Source organism: Flavobacterium sp. CBA20B-1, assembly GCF_028473145.1.
Lineage (GTDB): Bacteria > Bacteroidota > Bacteroidia > Flavobacteriales > Flavobacteriaceae > Flavobacterium.
On record NZ_CP092370.1, the window covers coordinates 1,217,289 to 1,238,296 of the forward strand.

Sequence of the window (21,008 nt, forward strand, 5' to 3'; positions counted from 1 at the left end):
CTTATAATATAAGCCCAAACTATAATAATTAGAATGGTATTTATTGGAATAAGTATTTTGTAAAGCAGTTCTTCAAAACTCATATCTTAAATTGTATTGTTTAATTTGTTGTTGCAAATGTAATTATTTGATTAATAAAATAAAAAGAAGCTATTAAGCTTCTTTTTGTTCTTTCATATAAGTAACAAACTCATCAAACAAATATTTTGAATCGTTTGGTCCAGGTGATGATTCTGGGTGGTATTGCACCGAAAACACTTGCTTATCTTTTAAGCGGATACCAGCAACGGTATTGTCGTTCAAATGATAATGCGTCATTTCTACATTTGGATGCTGTTCTACTTCTTCACGAACAACTGCAAAACCATGGTTTTGAGAAGTAATTTCGCCTTTACCTGAAACCGCATTCATAATCGGGTGATTGATTCCGCGGTGTCCGTTAAACATTTTATAGGTATTTATCCCTTGCGATAACGCAATGATTTGATGCCCTAAACAAATTCCGAAAACCGGTTTGTTGGTCGCAATAATGTCTTTAGCTGTTTGGATCACTTCAGTTAACGGTTGCGGATCCCCAGGCCCGTTTGATAAGAAATATCCATCAGGGTTAAAATCGTTCAAATCTTGAAGGGTTGCGTTGTAAGGATACACTTTCACATAGCAGTCGCGCGCTGCCAAGCAACGCAAGATATTTGTTTTGATACCAAAATCTAAAGCAGCTACTTTGTATGTTGCACTTTCATCGCCATAGAAATAAGGCTCTTTTGTAGAAACTTTTGAAGCCAATTCCAAACCATTCATATTAGGCACGGCAGCCAAAATTTCCTTTAACTCATCGATTGATTTGCCGTCTGTTGAAATAACGGCGTTCATAGCTCCGTTGTCGCGAATGTAACTTACCAATGCGCGTGTATCTACATCCGAAATGGCTACAAGATTTTTCTTTTCAAAATAATCATACAGCGAACCACTTGCAGCAGGACGTGAATAGTTGGTACTAAAATTTTTGCAAACCAATCCCGAAATTTTAATTCCGTCTGAATCAACTTCGTCTTCATGCACACCGTAATTACCGATATGTGCTACTGTTGAAAGCATGATTTGACCAAAGTATGAAGGGTCAGTAAAAATTTCTTGATAACCAGTTACCCCTGTATTAAAACAAATTTCGCCAGTAGTTGTTCCTTTAATCCCTACAGATTTTCCATAAAAAATAGTGCCGTCGCTTAAAAGTACGATTGCTTTATCTTTAGAAGTATATTTCATTGTTTGTTGATGTTTCGGTGTACAAAATTAATATAAAGTTTAAAAAAAAGTATAAAAAAAAGGACAAACTTTAAAAGTTTGTCCTTTTAATATATTAGAATAATGTATGTTTAATAAACTATTCATTTGTTTCATTAGCTTCAGTAGAAGTTTCTGTTGCAGGGGTAGCTTCCGCTTTTGGTTCAGCTTTTTTTCTACCTCTTCTAGTTGATGCTTTTTTAACTTCTTTTTTACCAGCATTATAAATTTCATTGAAATCTACTAATTCGATCATTGCCATTTCAGCGTTATCTCCTAAACGATTTCCTAATTTAATAATACGAGTGTATCCTCCCGGACGATCTCCTACTTTAGGTGCTACTTCTCTGAATAATTCAGTAACAGCGTATTTGTTTCTTAAGTAAGAAAAAACAACACGACGGTTGTGTGTATCGTCTGTTTTAGATTTAGTTACTAAAGGTTCCACAAATTGTTTTAATGCTTTTGCTTTAGCAACTGTAGTATTAATACGTTTGTGTTCAATTAAAGAACAAGCCATATTAGCCAACATTGCTTTTCTGTGACCTGCTTGTCTTCCTAAGTGATTTACTTTTTTTCCGTGTCTCATGACGTTGTCTTTTTAGCTTCATCTTGCTTCAATCCGTTTATTCGGAGCGCAAAATATGAAGTAATTTATTCTTTATCTAATTTGTATTTTGATAGATCCATTCCGAAAGTTAAACCTTTAACTTGTACTAATTCTTCTAGTTCTGTTAAAGATTTTTTTCCGAAGTTTCTAAATTTCATTAAATCGTTTTTGTTATAAGAAACCAAATCGCCTAATGTATCTACTTCAGCCGCTTTTAAACAATTTAATGCTCTTACTGAAAGATCTAAATCTACCAATTTTGTTTTTAGAAGCTGTCTCATGTGTAATGATTCCTCATCGTATGATTCAGTTTGAGCAATTTCATCGGCCTCTAAAGTGATTCTTTCATCAGAGAATAACATGAAATGGTGAATCAACGTTTTAGCAGCTTCTGTTAAAGCATCCTTAGGGTGGATAGAACCATCGGTAACGATATCAAAAACCAATTTTTCGTAATCGGTTTTTTGCTCTACACGATAGTTTTCTATGGCATACTTCACATTTTTTACAGGTGTATAAATAGAATCTGTATAAATGGTACCGAAAGGTGCGTTGGGCTTTCTATTTTCTTCTGCGGGTACATAACCTCTACCTTTTTCAATAGAAAGTTCCATGTTTATGGTTACTTTGCTATCAAGGTTACAAATTACCAAATCAGGGTTTAAAACTTGAAAACCTGAAATGAATTTTTGGAAATCACCTGCTGTTAATTGATCTTTTCCTGTGAATGATATGCTAACAGATTCATTATCCACATCTTCAATTTGACGTTTAAAACGCACTTGTTTAAGATTTAAGATAATTTCTGTTACATCCTCAACAACACCAGAAATAGTAGAAAACTCATGCTCAACACCTTCAATACGTACCGAAGTAATTGCGTATCCTTCTAATGATGACAGAAGTACTCTTCTTAGTGCATTACCAATGGTTAATCCATAACCTGGTTCTAAAGGGCGAAACTCGAATTTCCCTTTAAAATCGGTGGAATCAATCATGATAACTTTGTCGGGCTTTTGAAAATTAAATATTGCCATGTGTATTTCGACTGAATGTCAATTATTATTTGTTGTACAACTCTACGATTAACTGTTCTTTGATGTTTTCTGGAACTTGAAGTCTAGCAGGAACACTAACGAATGTACCTTCTTTTGTATCATTGTTCCAAGTAATCCATTCGTAAACAGCGCTAGAATTAGATAATGAACGTTCGATTGCATCTAAAGATTTTGACTTTTCACGAACGGCTACTTTATCACCAGCTTTTAATTGATATGAAGGAATGTTTACCAATTCTCCGTTAACGGTAACGTGTCTGTGAGAAACAATTTGACGAGCTGCACGACGTGAAGGGGCAATACCCATTCTGTACACAACATTGTCTAAACGAGATTCACATAACTGAATTAAAACTTCACCTGTTACACCTTTTGATGCAGAAGCTTTTTTGAACATGTTACGGAATTGTTTTTCTAAAACACCATAGATGTATTTAGCTTTTTGTTTCTCCATTAATTGGATAGCATACTCAGATTTTTTACCTCTTTTCTTTGCTAAACCATGTTGCCCTGGAGGGTAATTTCTTTTTTCGAATGCTCTGTCATCTCCGAAGATAGCTTCTCCGAATTTACGAGCGATTTTTGTTTGTGGACCAGTATATCTTGCCATTTTAAAAAAAAATAAAAAAGGTAGGGATTATGAATTCAGGTCTCATCCTCCGATAATCGTCTCCTACCTTAGGTTATACTATTACTATAAATTAAACTCTTCTTCTTTTTGGAGGACGACATCCGTTGTGAGGAATTGGCGTAATATCAATGATTTCTGTTACTTCGATTCCACTGTTGTGGATAGAACGAATTGCAGACTCTCTACCATTTCCTGGTCCTTTAACGTAAACTTTCACTTTTTTAAGTCCAGCTTCTAACGCTACTTTACCACAATCTTCTGCTGCCATTTGTGCTGCATAAGGTGTGTTCTTTTTAGAACCACGGAATCCCATTTTACCAGCTGATGACCAAGAAATAACTTCACCTTTTTTGTTTGTTAATGAAATGATGATGTTATTAAAAGTTGCGCTGATGTGAGCCTCTCCAGTAGATTCAACTATAACTTTACGTTTTTTTGTATTTGCTTTAGCCATACTACTTATTATTTAGTTGCTTTTTTCTTGTTAGCAACAGTTTTTCTTTTACCTTTTCTTGTTCTAGAGTTGTTTTTGGTTCTTTGTCCTCTTAATGGAAGACCAGCTCTATGACGGATACCACGTTGACATCCAATATCCATTAAACGTTTAATGTTTAAAGATACTTCTGAACGCAATTCACCTTCAATTTTGTAATAAGACATTGCCTCACGAATAGCACCGATTTCTTCATCGTTCCATTCAGACACTTTTTTGTCTTCGTTTACGTTAGCTGTTGCCAACACCTCTTTTGCTCTACTTAAACCTACACCAAATATGTAAGTTAAAGCAATAATTCCTCTTTTATTTTTAGGTATATCTACCCCTGCTATTCTTGCCATAATTATCCTTGTCTTTGTTTAAATCTAGGATTCTTTTTATTAATAACGTATAATCTTCCTTTTCTACGTACAATAATGCATTCTGCACTTCTTTTCTTTACTGATGCTCTTACTTTCATTTTAACAGCCTTTAATATCTATAAGTAATTCTTGCTTTAGACAAATCGTAAGGGCTCATTTCTAACTTCACTTTATCACCAGGTAATAATTTGATGTAATGCATACGCATTTTTCCAGAAATATGAGCAATTACAATGTGTCCGTTCTCTAATTCTACACGGAACATTGCATTTGATAATGCTTCAATGATAGATCCGTCTTGTTCTATTGCTGATTGTTTTGCCATATATTAAGCGATTGCTTTTCTATTTTTTCCGCTCTTCATTAGTCCGTCGTATTGTTTGTTTAACAAATACGCATTAATTTGCTGTATTGTGTCAATTGCAACACTCACTAAGATTAATAAAGAGGTTCCTCCATAAAACATTGCCCAACCTTGTTGCACGCCTAATAATGATACAGCAACTGCAGGTAAAACTGCAATAACTGCTAGGAACAACGAACCTGGGAATGTGATTAATGACATGACACGATCTAAGAAATCTGCAGTTTCTTGTCCAGGTTTAATTCCAGGGATAAAACCTCCACTACGTTTTAAATCGTCTGCCATTTTATTGGTAGGTACCGTAATCGCGGTGTAAAAGTACGAAAAAATTATGATTAACAAAGCAAAAACTAAATTATACTCTAAACCAAAAATGTTATTGAACATTGTTGCTACGGTTTGTGCACCGTCTGAAGAGGATAATCCAGCAATTACTGGTGGTATAAACATAATTGCTTGTGCAAAGATAATAGGCATTACACCTGATGCATTAAGCTTTAATGGAATCCATTGACGGTTTCCAGATACAGATGCTGCGTCGTATTCACCGGCAACGCTTCTACGAGCGTATTGAACTGGTATTTTACGAACGGCCATTGTTAAAAGAATACAAGCAATGATAATGACTAACCAAATAATCACTTCAAATACGATCATCATAGCACCTCCATTACCTGCTACCATACGAGATTGTGTTTCTTGTAAGAAAGCCATTGGCAATTTTGCGATGATACCAACCATAATTAATAGTGAAATACCATTTCCAATTCCTTTATCAGTAATCTTTTCTCCTAACCACATTGCGAAAACTGTTCCTGTTGTTAAGATTAATACTGAAGAGAACAAGAAAGAAAAAGAATCAAAGCCTAATAAAAATGCATCAGGCGGTAATTGTTTGTACAAATTATAGATATAACCTGGTCCTTGTACTAAGGTGATACCTATGGTTAACCATCTTGTAATTTGGTTCATTTTCTTTCTACCACTTTCACCATCGTTTTGAAGTTTCTGCAAATAAGGTACAGCTATACCCATTAACTGAACTACAATTGATGCAGAGATATACGGCATGATACCCAATGCAAAAATAGAAGCTTGCGAAAACGCACCTCCTGTAAACACATTTATTAGCCACCCTATCCCTTGATCAGTTTGATCTGATAAAGCATGTAATTTTGTAGCGTCAATACCTGGTAAGGTTACTTGTGCACCAAAACGATACACAAGCAACATACCTAAAGTTATTAAGATTTTATTCTTAAGTTCTTCAATATTCCAAATATTGGCTAACGTTTCAAAAAACTTCTTCATAACTAGTTAGTGATTTTTATAAAGATACAACTTCACCTCCAGCTGCTTCGATAGCTGCTTTTGCTGTTGCTGTAAATTTGTGAGCAGTTACTTTTAATTTTGCTTTAAGCTCTCCTCTACCCAAAATCTTAACTAAGCTATTTTTTGAAACTATTCTATTTTCAACTAATGCATTGAAATCAATTGCATCAGTAATTGTTCCGTTGTCAACTAAAGTTTGTAAGGTGTCTAAGTTGATACCTACATACTCTACTCTATTGATATTTTTAAAACCAAATTTAGGAACACGTCTCTGCAAAGGCATCTGTCCACCTTCAAAACCAATTTTCTTAGAATAACCTGAACGAGATTTAGCCCCTTTGTGTCCACGTGCAGCTGTTCCGCCTTTTCCAGAACCTTCTCCACGACCTACTCTTTTGTTTTGATTATGTACAGAACCGTTTGCCGGTTGTAAATTACTTAAATTCATAACTCCCTTTTAAATTAGTTAATTTCTTCTACAGAAACTAAATGTTGAACTTTTTTTACCATTCCTACGATAGCTGGTGTATTATCATGCTCAACAACTTGTCCTAATTTGCGAAGACCTAAAGCTGCTAACGTTCTTTTTTGATTTTCAGGACAATTGATTTTGCTTCTAACTTGTTTTACTTTAATTTTTGACATACTACTCAAAATTAAGATTTAAATACTTTCTCTAAAGAAATTCCTCTTTGTTTTGCAACTGTAGCAGCACTTCTCATGTTTAATAAAGCATCGAATGTTGCTTTAACAACGTTATGAGGGTTAGAAGATCCTTGAGATTTTGATAATACATTGTGAATACCTACAGACTCTAATACTGCACGTACGTTACCTCCTGCAATAACTCCGGTACCTACCGATGCTGGTATTAAGAATACACGAGCACCGCCAAATTTACCTTTTTGTTCATGCGGAATAGTTGTTCCATATAATGGGATACGAACTAAGTTTTTCTTAGCATCTTCAACTGCTTTGGCAATAGCTTCAGATACATCTTTCGATTTTCCTAAACCATGACCAACTACACCATTTTCGTCACCAACTACAACTACAGCAGAAAAGCCGAAAGCTCTACCTCCTTTAGTTACTTTGGTAACACGATTAACTGCAACCAAACGATCTTTTAATTCAAGACCCGCTGGTTTAACATATTCTACGTTTTTATAATTTTGATACATAACTAATTACAATTAGAATTTTAATCCAGCTTCTCTTGCGCCTTCAGCTAATGATTTCACACGACCGTGGTATAAATTTCCACCTCTATCAAAAGAGATTGTTTCTACACCTGCTTTTAAAGCCTTCTCTGCAATTAGTTTACCAACTGATGCAGCAGTTTCGATTTTAGTTCCTTTTGCAACACCTGCTTCACGAGAAGAAGCCGCTGCTAAAGTTACACCGTTTACATCATCTATGATTTGTGCATAGATTTCTTTATTACTTCTATATACAGACAAACGTGGTCTAGCAGCTGTACCGCTAACTGTTTTTCTTACTCTGTATTGAATTCTTTGTCTTCTTTCAGATTTGTTTAATGACATGGCTTTAATTTTTAAGCTGATTTACCTGCTTTTCTTCTTAACTCTTCACCAACAAACTTGATTCCTTTTCCTTTGTATGGTTCTGGCTTGCGGAAAGAACGAATCTTTGCTGCTACCTGACCAACAAGTTGTTTGTCTGCAGATGTTAATTTTACAATCGGGTTTTTACCTTTTTCAGAAACTGTTTCCACTTTTACTTCAGGAACAATTTCCAGAACGATATTGTGAGAGAAACCTAAAGCTAAATCAAGTTTTTGTCCTTGATTAGATGCACGGTAACCAACACCTACTAATTCTAATTCTTTAGTAAAACCTTCAGATACACCAACAACCATATTGTTGATTAAACTTCTGTATAAACCGTGTTTTGCTCTTTCATCTTTAATATCTGATGAACGCTCAACGATTACTTGTCCGTCTTCTACTTTCACATCTACTTTTTCAAAAGTTTGTGAAAGCTCTCCTAATTTTCCTTTTACTACAACTACTGCGTCTTTAACTTCAACATTTACGCCAGCAGGAATTGAGATTGGATTTTTACCTATTCTTGACATTTCGCTCGTCTATTTTATTAGTATACGTAACAAACTACTTCACCACCCACGTTTAAGGTTTTTGCCTTTTTACCTGTCATTAAACCTTTAGATGTTGACACAATTGCAATACCTAAACCGTTTAAGATACGTGGCAAATCTGCAGATGATGCATATTTACGTAAACCTGGTTTACTAATTCTTTGGATATCTTTGATAACAGACTCTTTGGTGTCTTTATCATATTTTAAAGCAATCTTGATTGTTCCTTGAACAGAAGAATCATCGAATTTGTAGCTTAAAATATACCCTTGGTCGAATAAAATTTTTGTGATTTCTTTTTTAAAGTTAGATGCTGGAATCTCAACCACTTTGTGGTTTGCACGAGATGCATTTCTAATTCTTGTTAAAAAATCTGCGATAGGATCTGTATACATATGTATAAAATTGCGATTATGGTTTTCAGGAAACACTCGTTTCCTGAACCTTTAATCAATTAAAATTATTTTTACGTTGGCAAAAGTACTACCTTTTTTTGAGATTACCAACTTGCTTTTTTAACGCCTGGTATTAAACCTTGATTTGCCATTTCACGGAATGTTACACGTGAAATACCAAATTGGCGCATATAACCTCTTGGGCGTCCTGTTAATTTACAACGGTTGTGTAAACGTACAGGAGAAGCGTTTGCAGGTAATTTTTGTAATGCTTCATAGTCTCCAGCTTCTTTTAAAGCTTTGCGTTTTGCAGCATACTTAGCTACCAATGCTTCTCTTTTCGCCTCACGGGCTTTCATTGATTCTTTAGCCATACTAGTTCTTTTTAAAAGGTACTCCTAATTCTGCAAGTAATGATTTTGCTTCGGCATCTGTTTTTGCAGAAGTTACAAAGGTAATATCAAAACCTGCGATTTTGTTTACTTTATCAATATCGATTTCTGGGAAAATGATTTGCTCAACTACTCCAAGGTTGTAATTTCCTCTACCATCAAATCCGTTTGATTTAACACCAGCGAAATCGCGAACACGTGGTAATGCAGATGTTACTAAACGGTCTAAGAATTCATACATTCTTTCACCACGTAAAGTAACTTTTGCACCAATTGGCATTCCTTTTCTTAATTTAAAAGAAGCAACGTCTTTTTTAGAAATGGTAGATATTGCTCTTTGTCCGGTAATTTTTGTTAGTTCTTCCACAGCGTGGTCCACTAATTTTTTATCGGAAACAGCAGCACCTACTCCACGGCTTACAACAATTTTCTCAAGTTTAGGAACTTGCATTACATTCTTGTAACCGAATTCTTCTTTTAAAGCAGAGATCACTCTGTCTTTATATTCTTGTTTAAGTCTTGGTATATAAGTCATGACTATAATGCTTGATTAGATTTTTTAGAAACGCGCACTTTCTTATCTCCTTCTACTTTGTAAGCCACTTTCGTAACTCCGTTTGTTTTTGGATCAACCAAAGCGATGTTTGAAATATGAATTGCTGCTTCTTTTTTTACAATACCACCTTGAGGGTTTGTTGCACTTGGTTTCACGTGTTTAGAAACCATGTTCACTCCTTCAACGATTGCTTTGTTTTTTTCGCGCAGTACGCGTAAAACTTTTCCTTCAGATCCTTTGTGATCTCCAGCAATAACGCGAACGTTATCTCCTGTTTTTATTTTTAGCTTTGTCATCTTTTAACGAATTAAAGCACTTCAGGTGCCAATGATACAATTTTCATGAATTGTTTTTCACGAAGTTCTCTTGCTACCGGACCAAAAACGCGTGTACCTCTCATTTCACCTGCAGCGTTCAACAATACACATGCGTTATCGTCGAAACGGATGTAAGATCCATCAGCTCTTCTCACTTCTTTTTTGGTGCGTACTACAACAGCTGTAGATACTGCTCCTTTTTTAACGTTTCCGTTTGGAGTTGCATCTTTAATCGCTACTACAATTTTGTCTCCAACAGAGGCATAACGACGCTTCGTTCCTCCTAAAACACGGATAGTCAAAACTTCTTTTGCTCCTGTGTTATCTGCTACTTTTAATCTAGATTCCTGTTGTACCATAATTATTTCGCTCTTTCAATGATTTCAACTAATCTCCAACATTTGTTTTTAGATAATGGACGTGTTTCCATTATTCTAACTGTGTCACCAATGTTACAGTCGTTTAATTCGTCGTGTGCAACATATTTCTTTGTTTTTAACACGAACTTTCCGTATAATGGGTGTTTTACTTTACTTGTTTCAGACACAACGATAGACTTAGTCATTTTGTTGCTAGTAACTACACCGATTCTTTCTTTTCTTAAATTTCTTTTTTCCATCTTTCAGCAGATTACAATTATTGTAAGGCTTTTTTGCTAATCTCAGTGTTCACTCTTGCGATAGCTCTTCTTACTGTTCTTAATTGCAAAGGGTTAGCAATAGGCGAAATAGCGTGAGCGTTTTTCAACTCAGCATATTGTTTTGTTAATTCACCAAGTTTAGCTTGTAACTCAGCTACAGATAGATTATTTATTTCTTGTTTTTTCATAATGATCTAAAATTAAGCTTCGAAATCTCTAGCGATGATAAACTTGGTTTTTACTGGAAGTTTTTGAGCGGCTAATCGTAATGCTTCTTTTGCAACTGCTAAAGGCACACCACCTACTTCAAACATGATTCTTCCTGGCTTAACAACTGCAGCCCAATATTCAACTGCACCTTTACCTTTACCCATACGTACCTCTAGAGGTTTTTTAGTGATAGGTTTATCTGGGAAGATTTTAATCCATAATTGACCTTCACGTTTCATAAAACGAGTTGCAGCGATACGTGCAGCTTCGATTTGACGAGAAGTAATGAATGAGTAATCTAAAGATTTAATCCCGAACATTCCGTTAGAAAGTTCGCTTCCTCTTTGAGAAACCCCTTTCATTTTACCTTTCTGTACCTTACGGTACTTCGTTCTTTTAGGCTGTAACATTTTTCTTTAGTTTAAAATTACTTTCTTTTGTTGCGTTGGTTTGGTCTTCCATTTGGTTTTCCAGATCCTGATGGTTTAGACGATTTTTGTTTGTCCAAACCAGCTAACGGAGAAAGATCTCTTTTACCATAAACTTCACCTTTCATGATCCATACTTTGATTCCCATTCTACCGTAAGTAGTGTGAGCTTCAGCTAAAGCATAGTCAATATCAGCGCGGAAAGTAGATAGAGGAATACGACCATCTTTAAAGTTTTCTGAACGTGCCATCTCTGCACCGTTCAAACGACCTGAAATTTGCACTTTCATACCTTCAGCGTTCATTCTCATTGCCGCAGCGATTGCCATTTTAATAGCTCTACGGTAAGAAATACGGCTTTCGATTTGACGTGCGATGCTTGTTGCAGCCAAATAAGCATCTAGCTCGGGTCTTTTAATTTCAAAGATATTGATCTGTATCTCTTTGTTAGTAATTTTCTTAAGTTCTTCTTTCAACTTGTCTACTTCCTGACCGCCTTTTCCGATGATGATTCCCGGACGTGCAGTAGTAATAGTAACGGTTACAAGTTTTAAAGTTCTCTCGATAATGATTTTAGATACACTAGCTTTTGCTAAACGAGCATGGATGTACTTTCTGATTTTTGCATCTTCAGCAAGTTTATCTCCATAGTCATTTCCACCGTACCAGTTAGAGTCCCATCCTCTGATGATCCCAAGGCGATTTCCGATTGGATTAGTCTTTTGTCCCATACTGTTTATTAATTGCTTTGTGTGTTATTGTTTGATCCTAATACGATTGTAACGTGATTAGAACGTTTTCTAATTCTGTGTGCGCGACCTTGTGGTGCAGGACGTAATCTTTTTAACATTGCGCCACCGTCAACACGGATTTCCTGTACAAATAATTCTGCTTCTTCGATATTTGCATCAGCGTTTTTTGCCTGCCAGTTAGCGATTGCTGATAACAATAATTTTTCTAATCTGCCTGAAGCTTCTTTTGTATTAAATTTTAATATGTTAAGAGCATTCTCAACTTTCTGTCCTCTTACTAAATCTGCAACTAAGCGCATTTTGCGAGGTGAAGTTGGGCAATTGTTTAGCTTAGCAAAAGCAATTTGTTTGTTAGCTTCTTTTATTTGCTCGGCTCTTTCTCTTTTACGAACTCCCATAGCTTCTTATTATTTTTTACCTTTATTTTTTGCACCAGCGTGTCCACGGAATGAACGTGTTGGTGAAAATTCTCCTAATTTATGTCCTACCATGTTTTCTGTTACGTAAACAGGTACAAATTGACGACCGTTGTGTACTGCGATTGTTTGCCCAACAAAATCTGGAGTAATCATTGATGCTCTTGACCATGTTTTAACAACTGCTTTGTTACCGTTTTCTGCGTTCTCTACAACTTTTTTCTCAAGTTTAAAGTGAACATAAGGTCCTTTTTTTAATGAACGTGCCATACTTACTTAATTATTTCTTTCTACGTTCTACAATATATTTATTACTTGCTTTAACACTAGAACGTGTTCTGTAACCTTTCGCCGGTAAACCTTTTCTTGAACGTGGGTGACCTCCTGAAGAGCGTCCTTCACCACCTCCCATTGGGTGATCTACTGGGTTCATTGCTACTGGTCTAGTGCGTGGTCTTCTACCTAACCAACGAGATCTACCTGCTTTACCTGAAACGATTAACTGGTGATCTGAGTTAGATACTGCACCGATTGTTGCCATACATGTTAATAAGATTAAACGAATCTCACCTGAAGGCATTTTTATGGTTGCGTATTTACCATCACGAGCAACTAATTGTGCAAAAGTTCCTGCAGAACGTGCGATAACAGCACCTTGACCTGGACGTAACTCGATACAAGAAATAATTGTACCAAGAGGAATATTTGCTAAAGGCATTGCATTACCAACTTCTGGAGCTGCTTCTGGACCTGAAACTACTTTCTGACCCACTTGCAATCCTGCTGGAGCAATGATATAAGTCTTTGCACCATCTGCATAAGCTAATAATGAGATAAAAGCTGAACGGTTTGGATCGTATTCGATTGTTTTTACTGTTGCTGGAACTCCAACTTTAGTTCTTTTAAAATCGATGATACGATATTGTTGTTTATGACCACCACCAATATAACGCATGGTCATTTTTCCTTGACTATTTCTACCTCCAGAGTTTTTTTTCGGTGCTAATAATGAACGCTCCGGCTTATCAGTTGTAATAGCGTCAAAACTATTAACAACTCTAAAACGCTGACCTGGGGTAATAGGTTTTAATTTTCTAACTGACATTGTTATTAGATATTATTATAAAAATCGATTGAATCTCCTTCTTTCAATGTAACAATTGCTTTCTTGTAAGCAGATGTTTTACCAGTAATCATTCCGCTTTTTGTGAATTTTGTAGTTCTATCTGCTCTGTAAATCATTGTGTTTACATCTAAAACAGAAACGCCATAAGCTTTTTCAACTGCCTTTTTAATTTCTACTTTATTCGCTTTCTTAGCTACCACAAAACCAAAACGGTTAAATAATTCACCGTCTTTTGTTATTTTTTCGGTAATGATAGGTTTAATAATTGTACTCATTTCCCTACTTATTTACTTAAATTTTCTACAATTCCCTCTACTGAACCTTCAGTTAACACTAACGAATTTGAATTCAAAATACCGTAAGTATTTAACTCTGAAGAAGTTACAACAGAAGCTCTTTTTAAATTGCGTGACGACAAATATACGTTTTTATTTGATTCACCCAACACAAATAATGATTTTTTATTTTCTAAACCTAAAGCTTTCAATACGTTAATGAAATTTTTAGTATTTGGTGCTTCGAAAGTAAAATCTTCAATTACAAATAAATTCGACTCTTGTGCTTTGATTGTGAAAGCCGATTTACGAGCTAAACGCTTTAACGCCTTGTTTAATTTGAAAGAATAGCTACGAGGTCTTGGTCCAAAGATTGTACCACCACCTTTAAAAACAGGTGATTTTGCAGATCCTGCACGTGCAGTACCTGTACCTTTTTGTTTTTTAATTTTACGTGTAGAACCAGCTACTTCTGCTCTTTCTTTTGCTTTATGTGTACCTTGGCGTTGGTTTGCCAAATACTGTTTAACATCTAAATAGATAGCGTGTTTATTAGGCTCAATTGCGAAAACTGAATCAGCCAATTGTACTGATCTACCAGTTTCTTTTCCGTTGATATCTAAAACTTTTACTTCCATTATTTCTGTACGATTACATAAGAGTTATTATGACCTGGTACTGCACCTTTAACAACTAATAAGTTTTTATCGGTTACCACTTTTAAAACTCTAAGGTTTTGAACTGTTACTTTTTCTCCTCCTGTTCTTCCTGCCATACGCATTCCTTTGAATACGCGCGAAGGGTACGATGATGCACCCACAGAACCTGGAGCTCTTAAACGGTTATGCTGACCGTGCGTAGCCTGACCAACACCACCAAATCCATGACGTTTTACAACACCTTGGAATCCTTTTCCTTTAGAAGTACCTTGTACATCAACAAAGTCTCCTTCAGCAAATAAATCTACAGTGATTACATCACCTAGATTATACGTGTTTTCAAAATCTTGAATTTCAACAACTTTTTTCTTTACAGAAGTTCCTGCTTTTTTAAAGTGACCTGTAGCCGCTTTTGTTGCACTCTTCTCTCTAGCGTCATCGAAACCAAGTTGATAAGCTTCATACCCGTCAACCTCTTTGGTTCTGACTTGGGTAACGACACATGGACCTAATTCGATTACTGTACAAGGAATGTTTTTCCCTTTTTCATCGAAGATTGAAGTCATGCCGATTTTTTTTCCAATTAACCCAGACATAAATTTTAATTAATAATTAGTAAATATAAAAATTTCAAGCATCGGCAAAAGTAATACCAATGCTTGAAATATACAAGTATTTTCTAAAAAAAGTTTATTATCACACTTTTATCTCTACTTCTACTCCTGAAGGAAGCTCTAATTTCATTAAAGCGTCGATCGTTTTTGAAGATGATGAATAGATATCTAATAATCTTTTGTACGAACTTAACTCGAATTGTTCTCTTGATTTTTTGTTAACGTGCGGAGAACGTAAAACAGTAAATATTTTTTTGTGTGTTGGTAACGGAATTGGTCCGGTTACTACTGCACCTGTACTTTTTACAGTTTTTACGATTTTTTCAGCTGACTTGTCAACCAAAGCGTGATCGTAAGATTTTAATTTTATTCTGATTTTTTGACTCATTTTCTTAATTATTAAGCGTTACCTTTTGCTTTTTTAATTACTTCTTCTTGAATGTTAGAAGGCGTTTGCTCGTAGTGAGAGAACTCCATTGTTGAAGTTGCACGACCTGAAGACAATGTACGCAATGTGGTTACATATCCGAACATTTCTGATAACGGCACAGATGCTTTCACAACTTTTGCTCCATTACGATCGTCCATTGAGTTGATTTGTCCACGACGACGGTTTAAGTCACCAACAATATCACCCATGTTTTCTTCTGGTGTTAACACTTCTAACTTCATGATTGGCTCAAGGATGATAGCACCTGCAGCTTTTGCAGATTCTTTGAATCCCATTTTTGCTGCTAATTCAAATGATAAAGCATCCGAATCCACTGCGTGGTAAGAACCATCAACTAAAGTAACTTTTAATGAATCCATCTCGAATCCTGCTAAAGGACCTTGTTTCATAGACTCACGGAAACCTTTTTCAACAGCAGGAATATATTCTTTTGGTACGTTACCACCTTTTACTTCGTTCACAAACTGTAATCCTACGAATGGTTTTCCATCCACTTCGTCTGCCGGACCAATTTTAAATACGATATCACCGTATTTACCACGACCACCTGACTGTTTTTTGTAGGTTTCTCTGTGATCTGCAACACGTGTAAAAGCTTCTTTGTACTCTACCTGAGGTTCACCTTGGTTCACCTCTACTTTAAACTCACGACGCATACGATCTACAATGATATCTAAGTGTAACTCACCCATACCAGAGATGATTGTTTGCCCAGAAGCTTGGTCTGTACGAACGGTAAATGTTGGATCTTCTTCTGCTAATTTAGCTAAAGCCATACCCATTTTATCTACGTCTGCTTTTGTTTTAGGTTCGATAGCGATACCGATTACTGGATCAGGGAAATCCATAGACTCTAACACGATTGGGTGTTTTTCGTCACATAAAGTATCTCCTGTTTTAATATCTTTGAAACCAACAGCCGCACCAATATCTCCAGCTTCAATTCTTTCGATTGGGTTTTGCTTGTTAGCATGCATTTGATAAATACGAGAAATACGCTCTTTGTTTCCTGAACGTGTATTCAACACATAAGAACCTGCATCTAATCCTCCTGAATATGCACGGAAGAAAGCTAAACGACCTACGAATGGATCGGTAGCAATTTTGAATGCTAATGCAGCAAAAGGATCGCTTACAGATGGTTTACGTGTAATTGGTTCGTCTGTGTTTGGATTTGTACCTTCAATCGCTTCTTTATCCATTGGAGAAGGCAAATAACGACAAACAGCATCCAACATAAACTGAACACCTTTATTTTTGAAAGATGAACCACATGTCATTGGAATGATACTCATATCTAAAGTTGCAGCACGCAATGCTTTGTGCACTTCTTCTTCAGTGATAGAGTTTTCATCTTCCATGTATTTCTCTAACAAGTTTTCGTCATAAGCAGCAATTTCCTCGATTAATTGACCACGGTATTGTTTTACCTCATCAACCATTTCTGCAGGAATTTCTACGATATCAAAAGTAGCACCTTGTGTTTCATCGTGCCATACAATTGCACGGTTTTTCACTAAATCTACTACTCCTTTAAAATCAGCTTCGTCACCAATTGGTAAAACAATCGGCACTGCGTTTGATTTCAACATATCTTTAACTTGCTGACAAACTTTTAAGAAGTTAGATCCTTGACGGTCCATTTTGTTAACAAATCCCATACGTGGAACTTTGTAGTTGTCAGCTAAACGCCAGTTAGTTTCAGATTGTGGTTCCACTCCGTCAACTGCAGAGAATAAGAACACTAATCCGTCTAATACACGTAATGAACGGTTTACCTCAACGGTAAAGTCAACGTGTCCTGGAGTATCGATAATATTGAAGTGGTAATCTTGCGATTCTGCAATTTTCTTACCTTGATCGGTTGGGAAAGACCATGTACAAGTTGTAGCAGCAGATGTGATAGTGATACCACGTTCTGCTTCTTGCTCCATCCAGTCCATTGTTGATGCACCATCGTGCACTTCACCAATCTTGTGGTTTTTTCCTGTATAAAAAAGGATACGCTCTGTTGTAGTGGTTTTACCCGCATCAATGTGAGCAGCGATTCCTATGTTTCTAGTAAATTTTAAATCTCTAGCCATTTGTGTTGTTCTTTATGAAAAATTAAAATCTAAAGTGAGAGAATGCTTTATTAGCATCAGCCATTTTGTGAACATCCATTCTTTTCTTAACAGCTGCACCTTCTTCTTTAGCCGCAGCTAAGATTTCAGCAGCTAATTTAGAAGCCATAGATTTATCGTTTCTTTTTCTTGCATAAAGAATCATCCATTTCATCGCCATAGAAATTTTTCTATCCGGACGAATGGGCATTGGAATTTGGAATGAAGCACCACCTACACGGCGAGAACGTACTTCAACGTGAGGCATAACGTTTGTTAATGCGTCTTTCCATACTTCCAAAGATGTTTTTTCTTCATCTTGCTTTTTCGTTTCAACGATTTCTAATGCATCGTAGAATACTTTGAAAGCAGTAGATTTTTTACCATCCCACATTAAGTTGTTTACGAAACGTGTTACTAACTGATCGTTGAATTTTGGATCTGGTAAAAGAGGTCTTTTCTTTGCCTGTCTTTTTCTCATTTCTTTGTTACTTTTAAAAGTTTCTAGTTTAAGGTTTCAAGTTTAAAGCTTTGCATCACCCAAAAAGCAATGCACAAATCTTTACGACTTTTAACTTTTGACTATTCTACTTAAATTAAATTACTTTTTTGCGTCTTTAGGGCGTTTAGCACCATATTTAGATCTTCTTTGCGTACGACCGTTAACACCGGCTGTATCTAAAGCACCACGAACGATGTGGTATCTAACTCCTGGTAAATCTTTTACCCTTCCACCTCTAACTAATACTATCGAGTGCTCTTGTAAATTGTGTCCTTCTCCTGGGATGTAAGCGTTTACTTCATTACCGTTTGTCAAACGTACACGCGCTACTTTACGCATTGCAGAGTTTGGCTTTTTAGGCGTTGTAGTATAAACACGCGTACACACACCACGTCTTTGAGGACATGAATCCAAAGCAACCGATTTACTCTTCTTAGTCAATTGGGTTCTCCCTTTTCTTACTAATTGTTGAATTGTTGGCATAATGTTTATTAAAAATTTTCTACATTCAATTTTGTTTCCCGTGTATTTTCGGGGATGCAAATATATAAATTATTATATTCAAAACAAACGTATTTCGTTTATTTTCAAATTATTTCTATTTTTACCATTTAATCTCATTCCCTATTCATGCGTTTTAAAAAAACATACCTTTTATATATAGTACTTTTTTTGATTTTTTGTTTTGCAAATAATCACGCAACTTATGGGCAGCAAATTTATTTAAAAGTAAACGGAAAAAACACCAACGAAACATCTTTTTTAAAACAAAATATTAAAGATAGTATTTTTAATAAAGGGCAAGAAGTGGAAAATCAATTGCAAACGTTGCAAGGTTTTTTAAAGAACAATGGTTATTTATACCACCAAATTGTATCGGCAGAAAAAAAAGACAGCCTGTATTGGGTGCGTTTTGATTTGGGCAAAAAAACCGATAGCTTAAAAATCAATTTCAACAAGCACCAAGAACATCTGCAATCTATTTTAAATATTAACGAATCAAGCAAAACCATTGCCATACAAAACACTGAAACTTATTTAAAAAACATCGTTGACCAATTAGCTAAAAAAGGATATGCTATTAGCACGGTACGGCTAACGAATCATCAGTTTCTAAACAATATAATTAGTGCCGATTTAGACCTGACATTGGATCAACAAAGAAAAATTGATCAAATTGTTTTTACTCCTTACAACAACTTCCCTACCGGAATTAAACAGCGATTGATAAAAAAATACGAAAAAAAACCGTTTACCGATGCTGTTACGCAAGAATTGCAGAAAGAAATGCGCCAATTTCCGTTTATAAAAACAAAGAAACAACCTGAAGTGCTGTTTACAGAAAGCAACACCGCCTTATATTTATATGTGGAGCGACAAAACATCAGTCAGTTTGATGGGTTGATTGGTTTTACGAACGATGACAACGGCAAGGTGCAGTTTAACGGTTATGCCGATTTGCAATTGATGAATATTTTGAACAAAGGCGAGCAGTTGAAACTGTATTGGAAAAACGATGGCAATCAGCAAACGCAGTTTAATCTCTCGGGCGAAGTGCCTTATTTGTTCAACACGCCATTTGGGCTGAAAACTTCGTTGGAGTTGTTCAAACAAGACAGCACCATGCTCAATACCAAGTTCAATGCGGCGGTTTTGTATTATCTGAATTTTAACCACCGTATTGGCGTTGGTTATCAGTCCACAGCTTCTGTGGCAGGAACAGAGAATTTTTATCAAGCTGCCGATTACAATAATCAATTCATCACACTGAATTATTTATTGAACAATTACCAAGATCATCCGTTGTTTCGACAAAAGTATCAAGTGACAGCTTTGGCTGGTTTTGGATCGAAAACCGAAGAAAAAGACAACCGCAAAGGTTCGCAGCAATTTATTAACTTTAATGCCCATTATTTGTGGCAACTAAACAACAGGTGGTATATCCATCAACAGTTAGAAAGTTCGGCACTTTTAAGCGCCATTCCTTTATTATATAATGAATATAATCGTTTTGGAGGCATTAACTCGCTCCGGGGGTTTCAGGAAAATTCGTTGCTTGCGAAAACTCAGTTAGGGCTTTATAATGAAGTTCGCTATTTGTTAGCACCGAATATGTATTTACACTCCATTACCGACGCCGCTTATTACGAAGGCGAAAACACCAGCGATTTATTGTATTCTTTTGGATTAGGATTTGGCATACAAACCGGTGGTGGCTTGTTCAACATTATTTACGCAAACGGCATACAGCCCAACACCGACTTTAAACTATCGAATGCTATTTTTCATTTAAGCTATAAGACGCAGTTTTAATCTTTTGGGCAGTTTACTTTTTCACAATTGATAAACTATCAAGTATTTTCTTGTATTCATCTGCAAATCCATAACCTCCACAAGTCGCATAAATAACTTTCCCATTTCTATCAATTAAAACAGTTGCAGGCCAGCAGTGAAAACTGTGATTTATTTGCTTTTTCCCAGATGTTCTTGTGTTATCAATAAAGTCAGCTTCAGCATTATATTCACTTAAAAATGTTTGTAAACTATCATTATTATCTCCGTCTATAATCGTTAGAAAGGCAACATTCTCATTATTCTTGTATTTATCAAACAATTCATTAAAACCTTCAGACATTTTACCTTCAAAATCAGCTTTAGCAACCAAAAGCACTAAATTCTTCCCTAAATAATCTTTTGAATTTATTTGTTTGCCGCTAATGGTTTTCGCTGTAAAAAAATCAGGTGTTTCGCCTTTGCTAAAATCAACATAGTTTTCGAGATTTACAGCGACTTCTGCTTGCTTAACATCTTGCCATTTTTTCTTACAAGATATTAAGACACTACTAATAATGAATAGTAATAAACTTAATTTCTTCATATTTTAAAACTTTTTTCTAAATTTTCAGTAGGAAATTTA

General features: G+C 35.7%; 35 protein-coding genes. 1 reads left to right on the plus strand and 34 read right to left on the minus strand.

What is annotated here, in order from left to right:
* Positions 1-153 precede the first annotated feature (153 nt).
* From carA to rpsL, 33 genes are all read right to left on the minus strand, one after another.
* On the minus strand, positions 154-1,266 hold the full coding sequence (carA, locus tag MG290_RS06050) for a glutamine-hydrolyzing carbamoyl-phosphate synthase small subunit (protein WP_264562946.1): 1,113 nt from the start codon (positions 1,264-1,266) through the stop codon (positions 154-156).
* 118 nt (positions 1,267-1,384) lie between these two features.
* A complete protein-coding gene (gene rplQ / locus MG290_RS06055; RefSeq protein ID WP_264562947.1) occupies positions 1,385-1,873 on the minus strand; it encodes a 50S ribosomal protein L17 in 489 nt (162 codons plus the stop codon).
* Between the two features lie 65 nt (positions 1,874-1,938).
* The gene (locus MG290_RS06060; protein WP_257498234.1) at positions 1,939-2,931 is read right to left on the minus strand and encodes a DNA-directed RNA polymerase subunit alpha; all 993 of its coding nucleotides are present in this window, start codon (positions 2,929-2,931) and stop codon (positions 1,939-1,941) included.
* Positions 2,932-2,956: 25 nt separating this feature from the next.
* Positions 2,957-3,562, minus strand: coding sequence for a 30S ribosomal protein S4 (gene rpsD, locus MG290_RS06065; RefSeq protein WP_257498233.1), 606 nt, complete (start codon positions 3,560-3,562; stop codon positions 2,957-2,959).
* A 91-nt stretch (positions 3,563-3,653) separates the two neighbouring features.
* Entirely contained in the window at positions 3,654-4,037 is a 384-nt protein-coding gene (gene rpsK, locus MG290_RS06070; protein WP_091522117.1) for a 30S ribosomal protein S11, read from the minus strand.
* An 8-nt stretch (positions 4,038-4,045) separates the two neighbouring features.
* Positions 4,046-4,420 (minus strand): 30S ribosomal protein S13, encoded by a 375-nt coding sequence (gene rpsM, locus MG290_RS06075; RefSeq protein ID WP_257498232.1) that lies wholly within the window; start codon positions 4,418-4,420, stop codon positions 4,046-4,048.
* Positions 4,421-4,422: 2 nt separating this feature from the next.
* Positions 4,423-4,539 carry a type B 50S ribosomal protein L36 gene (gene ykgO, locus MG290_RS06080; RefSeq protein ID WP_002987490.1) on the minus strand — a complete coding sequence of 39 codons (117 nt, stop codon included), beginning with the start codon at positions 4,537-4,539 and terminating at the stop codon, positions 4,423-4,425.
* Between the two features lie 11 nt (positions 4,540-4,550).
* Entirely contained in the window at positions 4,551-4,766 is a 216-nt protein-coding gene (gene infA, locus MG290_RS06085; RefSeq protein ID WP_007136545.1) for a translation initiation factor IF-1, read from the minus strand.
* A 3-nt stretch (positions 4,767-4,769) separates the two neighbouring features.
* Positions 4,770-6,116, minus strand: a complete 1,347-nt coding sequence (secY, locus tag MG290_RS06090; RefSeq protein WP_264562948.1) for a preprotein translocase subunit SecY — start codon at positions 6,114-6,116, stop codon at positions 4,770-4,772.
* Positions 6,117-6,132: 16 nt separating this feature from the next.
* Complete coding sequence (gene rplO / locus MG290_RS06095; protein WP_264562949.1) at positions 6,133-6,585, minus strand: 50S ribosomal protein L15; 453 nt, start codon at positions 6,583-6,585, stop codon at positions 6,133-6,135.
* Between the two features lie 14 nt (positions 6,586-6,599).
* Positions 6,600-6,782 carry a 50S ribosomal protein L30 gene (rpmD, locus tag MG290_RS06100; RefSeq protein WP_257498226.1) on the minus strand — a complete coding sequence of 61 codons (183 nt, stop codon included), beginning with the start codon at positions 6,780-6,782 and terminating at the stop codon, positions 6,600-6,602.
* Positions 6,783-6,793: 11 nt separating this feature from the next.
* Positions 6,794-7,318: a 30S ribosomal protein S5 gene (gene rpsE / locus MG290_RS06105; protein WP_257498225.1), complete on the minus strand. Its 525-nt coding sequence runs from the start codon at positions 7,316-7,318 to the stop codon at positions 6,794-6,796.
* 12 nt (positions 7,319-7,330) lie between these two features.
* Positions 7,331-7,681: a 50S ribosomal protein L18 gene (gene rplR, locus MG290_RS06110; protein ID WP_257498224.1), complete on the minus strand. Its 351-nt coding sequence runs from the start codon at positions 7,679-7,681 to the stop codon at positions 7,331-7,333.
* Between the two features lie 11 nt (positions 7,682-7,692).
* Entirely contained in the window at positions 7,693-8,235 is a 543-nt protein-coding gene (rplF, locus tag MG290_RS06115; RefSeq protein WP_264562950.1) for a 50S ribosomal protein L6, read from the minus strand.
* A gap of 17 nt (positions 8,236-8,252) precedes the next feature.
* Entirely contained in the window at positions 8,253-8,651 is a 399-nt protein-coding gene (rpsH, locus tag MG290_RS06120) for a 30S ribosomal protein S8 (RefSeq protein WP_257498222.1), read from the minus strand.
* 104 nt (positions 8,652-8,755) lie between these two features.
* The gene (rpsN, locus tag MG290_RS06125) at positions 8,756-9,025 is read right to left on the minus strand and encodes a 30S ribosomal protein S14 (protein WP_091100340.1); all 270 of its coding nucleotides are present in this window, start codon (positions 9,023-9,025) and stop codon (positions 8,756-8,758) included.
* Between the two features lies 1 nt (position 9,026).
* A complete protein-coding gene (gene rplE / locus MG290_RS06130) occupies positions 9,027-9,578 on the minus strand; it encodes a 50S ribosomal protein L5 (RefSeq protein WP_264562951.1) in 552 nt (183 codons plus the stop codon).
* A 2-nt stretch (positions 9,579-9,580) separates the two neighbouring features.
* Positions 9,581-9,895 carry a 50S ribosomal protein L24 gene (gene rplX, locus MG290_RS06135; RefSeq protein WP_257498220.1) on the minus strand — a complete coding sequence of 105 codons (315 nt, stop codon included), beginning with the start codon at positions 9,893-9,895 and terminating at the stop codon, positions 9,581-9,583.
* An 11-nt stretch (positions 9,896-9,906) separates the two neighbouring features.
* Positions 9,907-10,275 carry a 50S ribosomal protein L14 gene (gene rplN, locus MG290_RS06140; RefSeq protein ID WP_014166275.1) on the minus strand — a complete coding sequence of 123 codons (369 nt, stop codon included), beginning with the start codon at positions 10,273-10,275 and terminating at the stop codon, positions 9,907-9,909.
* A 2-nt stretch (positions 10,276-10,277) separates the two neighbouring features.
* Positions 10,278-10,535, minus strand: coding sequence for a 30S ribosomal protein S17 (gene rpsQ / locus MG290_RS06145; protein ID WP_091522155.1), 258 nt, complete (start codon positions 10,533-10,535; stop codon positions 10,278-10,280).
* Positions 10,536-10,552: 17 nt separating this feature from the next.
* Complete coding sequence (gene rpmC, locus MG290_RS06150; RefSeq protein WP_257498219.1) at positions 10,553-10,744, minus strand: 50S ribosomal protein L29; 192 nt, start codon at positions 10,742-10,744, stop codon at positions 10,553-10,555.
* Positions 10,745-10,756: 12 nt separating this feature from the next.
* Positions 10,757-11,176 (minus strand): 50S ribosomal protein L16, encoded by a 420-nt coding sequence (gene rplP / locus MG290_RS06155; RefSeq protein ID WP_091522162.1) that lies wholly within the window; start codon positions 11,174-11,176, stop codon positions 10,757-10,759.
* Between the two features lie 17 nt (positions 11,177-11,193).
* Positions 11,194-11,925 (minus strand): 30S ribosomal protein S3, encoded by a 732-nt coding sequence (gene rpsC / locus MG290_RS06160; protein WP_264562952.1) that lies wholly within the window; start codon positions 11,923-11,925, stop codon positions 11,194-11,196.
* Positions 11,926-11,933: 8 nt separating this feature from the next.
* A complete protein-coding gene (gene rplV / locus MG290_RS06165; protein WP_257498217.1) occupies positions 11,934-12,344 on the minus strand; it encodes a 50S ribosomal protein L22 in 411 nt (136 codons plus the stop codon).
* Positions 12,345-12,353: 9 nt separating this feature from the next.
* Positions 12,354-12,632 carry a 30S ribosomal protein S19 gene (gene rpsS, locus MG290_RS06170; protein WP_257498216.1) on the minus strand — a complete coding sequence of 93 codons (279 nt, stop codon included), beginning with the start codon at positions 12,630-12,632 and terminating at the stop codon, positions 12,354-12,356.
* 10 nt (positions 12,633-12,642) lie between these two features.
* Positions 12,643-13,467 (minus strand): 50S ribosomal protein L2, encoded by an 825-nt coding sequence (rplB, locus tag MG290_RS06175; protein ID WP_091100308.1) that lies wholly within the window; start codon positions 13,465-13,467, stop codon positions 12,643-12,645.
* Positions 13,468-13,472: 5 nt separating this feature from the next.
* The gene (rplW, locus tag MG290_RS06180; RefSeq protein ID WP_257498215.1) at positions 13,473-13,763 is read right to left on the minus strand and encodes a 50S ribosomal protein L23; all 291 of its coding nucleotides are present in this window, start codon (positions 13,761-13,763) and stop codon (positions 13,473-13,475) included.
* 8 nt (positions 13,764-13,771) lie between these two features.
* The gene (gene rplD, locus MG290_RS06185; RefSeq protein WP_257498214.1) at positions 13,772-14,401 is read right to left on the minus strand and encodes a 50S ribosomal protein L4; all 630 of its coding nucleotides are present in this window, start codon (positions 14,399-14,401) and stop codon (positions 13,772-13,774) included.
* On the minus strand, positions 14,401-15,018 hold the full coding sequence (gene rplC, locus MG290_RS06190; protein WP_264562953.1) for a 50S ribosomal protein L3: 618 nt from the start codon (positions 15,016-15,018) through the stop codon (positions 14,401-14,403). The genes rplD and rplC overlap by 1 nt, the downstream gene beginning before the upstream one ends.
* Positions 15,019-15,118: 100 nt before the next feature.
* Positions 15,119-15,424, minus strand: a complete 306-nt coding sequence (rpsJ, locus tag MG290_RS06195; protein WP_091522187.1) for a 30S ribosomal protein S10 — start codon at positions 15,422-15,424, stop codon at positions 15,119-15,121.
* Positions 15,425-15,435: 11 nt separating this feature from the next.
* The gene (gene fusA, locus MG290_RS06200; RefSeq protein WP_264562954.1) at positions 15,436-17,571 is read right to left on the minus strand and encodes an elongation factor G; all 2,136 of its coding nucleotides are present in this window, start codon (positions 17,569-17,571) and stop codon (positions 15,436-15,438) included.
* A 22-nt stretch (positions 17,572-17,593) separates the two neighbouring features.
* Entirely contained in the window at positions 17,594-18,070 is a 477-nt protein-coding gene (rpsG, locus tag MG290_RS06205; RefSeq protein ID WP_091522195.1) for a 30S ribosomal protein S7, read from the minus strand.
* 120 nt (positions 18,071-18,190) lie between these two features.
* Complete coding sequence (gene rpsL, locus MG290_RS06210; RefSeq protein WP_091100281.1) at positions 18,191-18,574, minus strand: 30S ribosomal protein S12; 384 nt, start codon at positions 18,572-18,574, stop codon at positions 18,191-18,193.
* Positions 18,575-18,763: 189 nt separating this feature from the next.
* Here rpsL and MG290_RS06215 point away from each other — a divergent pair, with 189 nt between their 5' ends.
* Entirely contained in the window at positions 18,764-20,404 is a 1,641-nt protein-coding gene (locus MG290_RS06215) for a hypothetical protein (protein ID WP_264562955.1), read from the plus strand.
* Between the two features lie 13 nt (positions 20,405-20,417).
* On the opposite strand, the gene MG290_RS06220 is transcribed toward MG290_RS06215, so the two are convergent.
* Positions 20,418-20,969, minus strand: a complete 552-nt coding sequence (locus MG290_RS06220; protein ID WP_264562956.1) for a peroxiredoxin family protein — start codon at positions 20,967-20,969, stop codon at positions 20,418-20,420.
* Positions 20,970-21,008 lie beyond the last annotated feature (39 nt).

Coding starts and splice junctions, on each gene's coding strand:
- rplR (WP_257498224.1), bottom strand. CDS start 7,681: ATGTCATTAAACAAATCTGAAAGAAGACAAAGAATTCAATACAGAGTA.
- rpsM (WP_257498232.1), bottom strand. CDS start 4,420: ATGGCAAGAATAGCAGGGGTAGATATACCTAAAAATAAAAGAGGAATT.
- rplQ (WP_264562947.1), bottom strand. CDS start 1,873: ATGAGACACGGAAAAAAAGTAAATCACTTAGGAAGACAAGCAGGTCAC.
- rplC (WP_264562953.1), bottom strand. CDS start 15,018: ATGTCTGGGTTAATTGGAAAAAAAATCGGCATGACTTCAATCTTCGAT.
- rpsK (WP_091522117.1), bottom strand. CDS start 4,037: ATGGCTAAAGCAAATACAAAAAAACGTAAAGTTATAGTTGAATCTACT.
- carA (WP_264562946.1), bottom strand. CDS start 1,266: ATGAAATATACTTCTAAAGATAAAGCAATCGTACTTTTAAGCGACGGC.
- rpsC (WP_264562952.1), bottom strand. CDS start 11,925: ATGGGACAAAAGACTAATCCAATCGGAAATCGCCTTGGGATCATCAGA.
- rplN (WP_014166275.1), bottom strand. CDS start 10,275: ATGGTACAACAGGAATCTAGATTAAAAGTAGCAGATAACACAGGAGCA.
- rplE (WP_264562951.1), bottom strand. CDS start 9,578: ATGACTTATATACCAAGACTTAAACAAGAATATAAAGACAGAGTGATC.
- rplB (WP_091100308.1), bottom strand. CDS start 13,467: ATGTCAGTTAGAAAATTAAAACCTATTACCCCAGGTCAGCGTTTTAGA.
- rplO (WP_264562949.1), bottom strand. CDS start 6,585: ATGAATTTAAGTAATTTACAACCGGCAAACGGTTCTGTACATAATCAA.
- rpsS (WP_257498216.1), bottom strand. CDS start 12,632: ATGGCACGTTCATTAAAAAAAGGACCTTATGTTCACTTTAAACTTGAG.
- secY (WP_264562948.1), bottom strand. CDS start 6,116: ATGAAGAAGTTTTTTGAAACGTTAGCCAATATTTGGAATATTGAAGAA.
- rpsL (WP_091100281.1), bottom strand. CDS start 18,574: ATGCCAACAATTCAACAATTAGTAAGAAAAGGGAGAACCCAATTGACT.
- ykgO (WP_002987490.1), bottom strand. CDS start 4,539: ATGAAAGTAAGAGCATCAGTAAAGAAAAGAAGTGCAGAATGCATTATT.
- MG290_RS06060 (WP_257498234.1), bottom strand. CDS start 2,931: ATGGCAATATTTAATTTTCAAAAGCCCGACAAAGTTATCATGATTGAT.
- rpsH (WP_257498222.1), bottom strand. CDS start 8,651: ATGTATACAGATCCTATCGCAGATTTTTTAACAAGAATTAGAAATGCA.
- rpsQ (WP_091522155.1), bottom strand. CDS start 10,535: ATGGAAAAAAGAAATTTAAGAAAAGAAAGAATCGGTGTAGTTACTAGC.
- rpsE (WP_257498225.1), bottom strand. CDS start 7,318: ATGTATCAAAATTATAAAAACGTAGAATATGTTAAACCAGCGGGTCTT.
- rplW (WP_257498215.1), bottom strand. CDS start 13,763: ATGAGTACAATTATTAAACCTATCATTACCGAAAAAATAACAAAAGAC.
- rplX (WP_257498220.1), bottom strand. CDS start 9,895: ATGACAAAGCTAAAAATAAAAACAGGAGATAACGTTCGCGTTATTGCT.
- infA (WP_007136545.1), bottom strand. CDS start 4,766: ATGGCAAAACAATCAGCAATAGAACAAGACGGATCTATCATTGAAGCA.
- rplD (WP_257498214.1), bottom strand. CDS start 14,401: ATGGAAGTAAAAGTTTTAGATATCAACGGAAAAGAAACTGGTAGATCA.
- rpsD (WP_257498233.1), bottom strand. CDS start 3,562: ATGGCAAGATATACTGGTCCACAAACAAAAATCGCTCGTAAATTCGGA.
- MG290_RS06220 (WP_264562956.1), bottom strand. CDS start 20,969: ATGAAGAAATTAAGTTTATTACTATTCATTATTAGTAGTGTCTTAATA.
- rplP (WP_091522162.1), bottom strand. CDS start 11,176: ATGTTACAGCCTAAAAGAACGAAGTACCGTAAGGTACAGAAAGGTAAA.
- rpsN (WP_091100340.1), bottom strand. CDS start 9,025: ATGGCTAAAGAATCAATGAAAGCCCGTGAGGCGAAAAGAGAAGCATTG.
- rpmD (WP_257498226.1), bottom strand. CDS start 6,782: ATGTCAAAAATTAAAGTAAAACAAGTTAGAAGCAAAATCAATTGTCCT.
- fusA (WP_264562954.1), bottom strand. CDS start 17,571: ATGGCTAGAGATTTAAAATTTACTAGAAACATAGGAATCGCTGCTCAC.
- rplV (WP_257498217.1), bottom strand. CDS start 12,344: ATGGGAGTTCGTAAAAGAGAAAGAGCCGAGCAAATAAAAGAAGCTAAC.
- rpmC (WP_257498219.1), bottom strand. CDS start 10,744: ATGAAAAAACAAGAAATAAATAATCTATCTGTAGCTGAGTTACAAGCT.
- rpsG (WP_091522195.1), bottom strand. CDS start 18,070: ATGAGAAAAAGACAGGCAAAGAAAAGACCTCTTTTACCAGATCCAAAA.
- rpsJ (WP_091522187.1), bottom strand. CDS start 15,424: ATGAGTCAAAAAATCAGAATAAAATTAAAATCTTACGATCACGCTTTG.
- rplF (WP_264562950.1), bottom strand. CDS start 8,235: ATGTCAAGAATAGGTAAAAATCCAATCTCAATTCCTGCTGGCGTAAAT.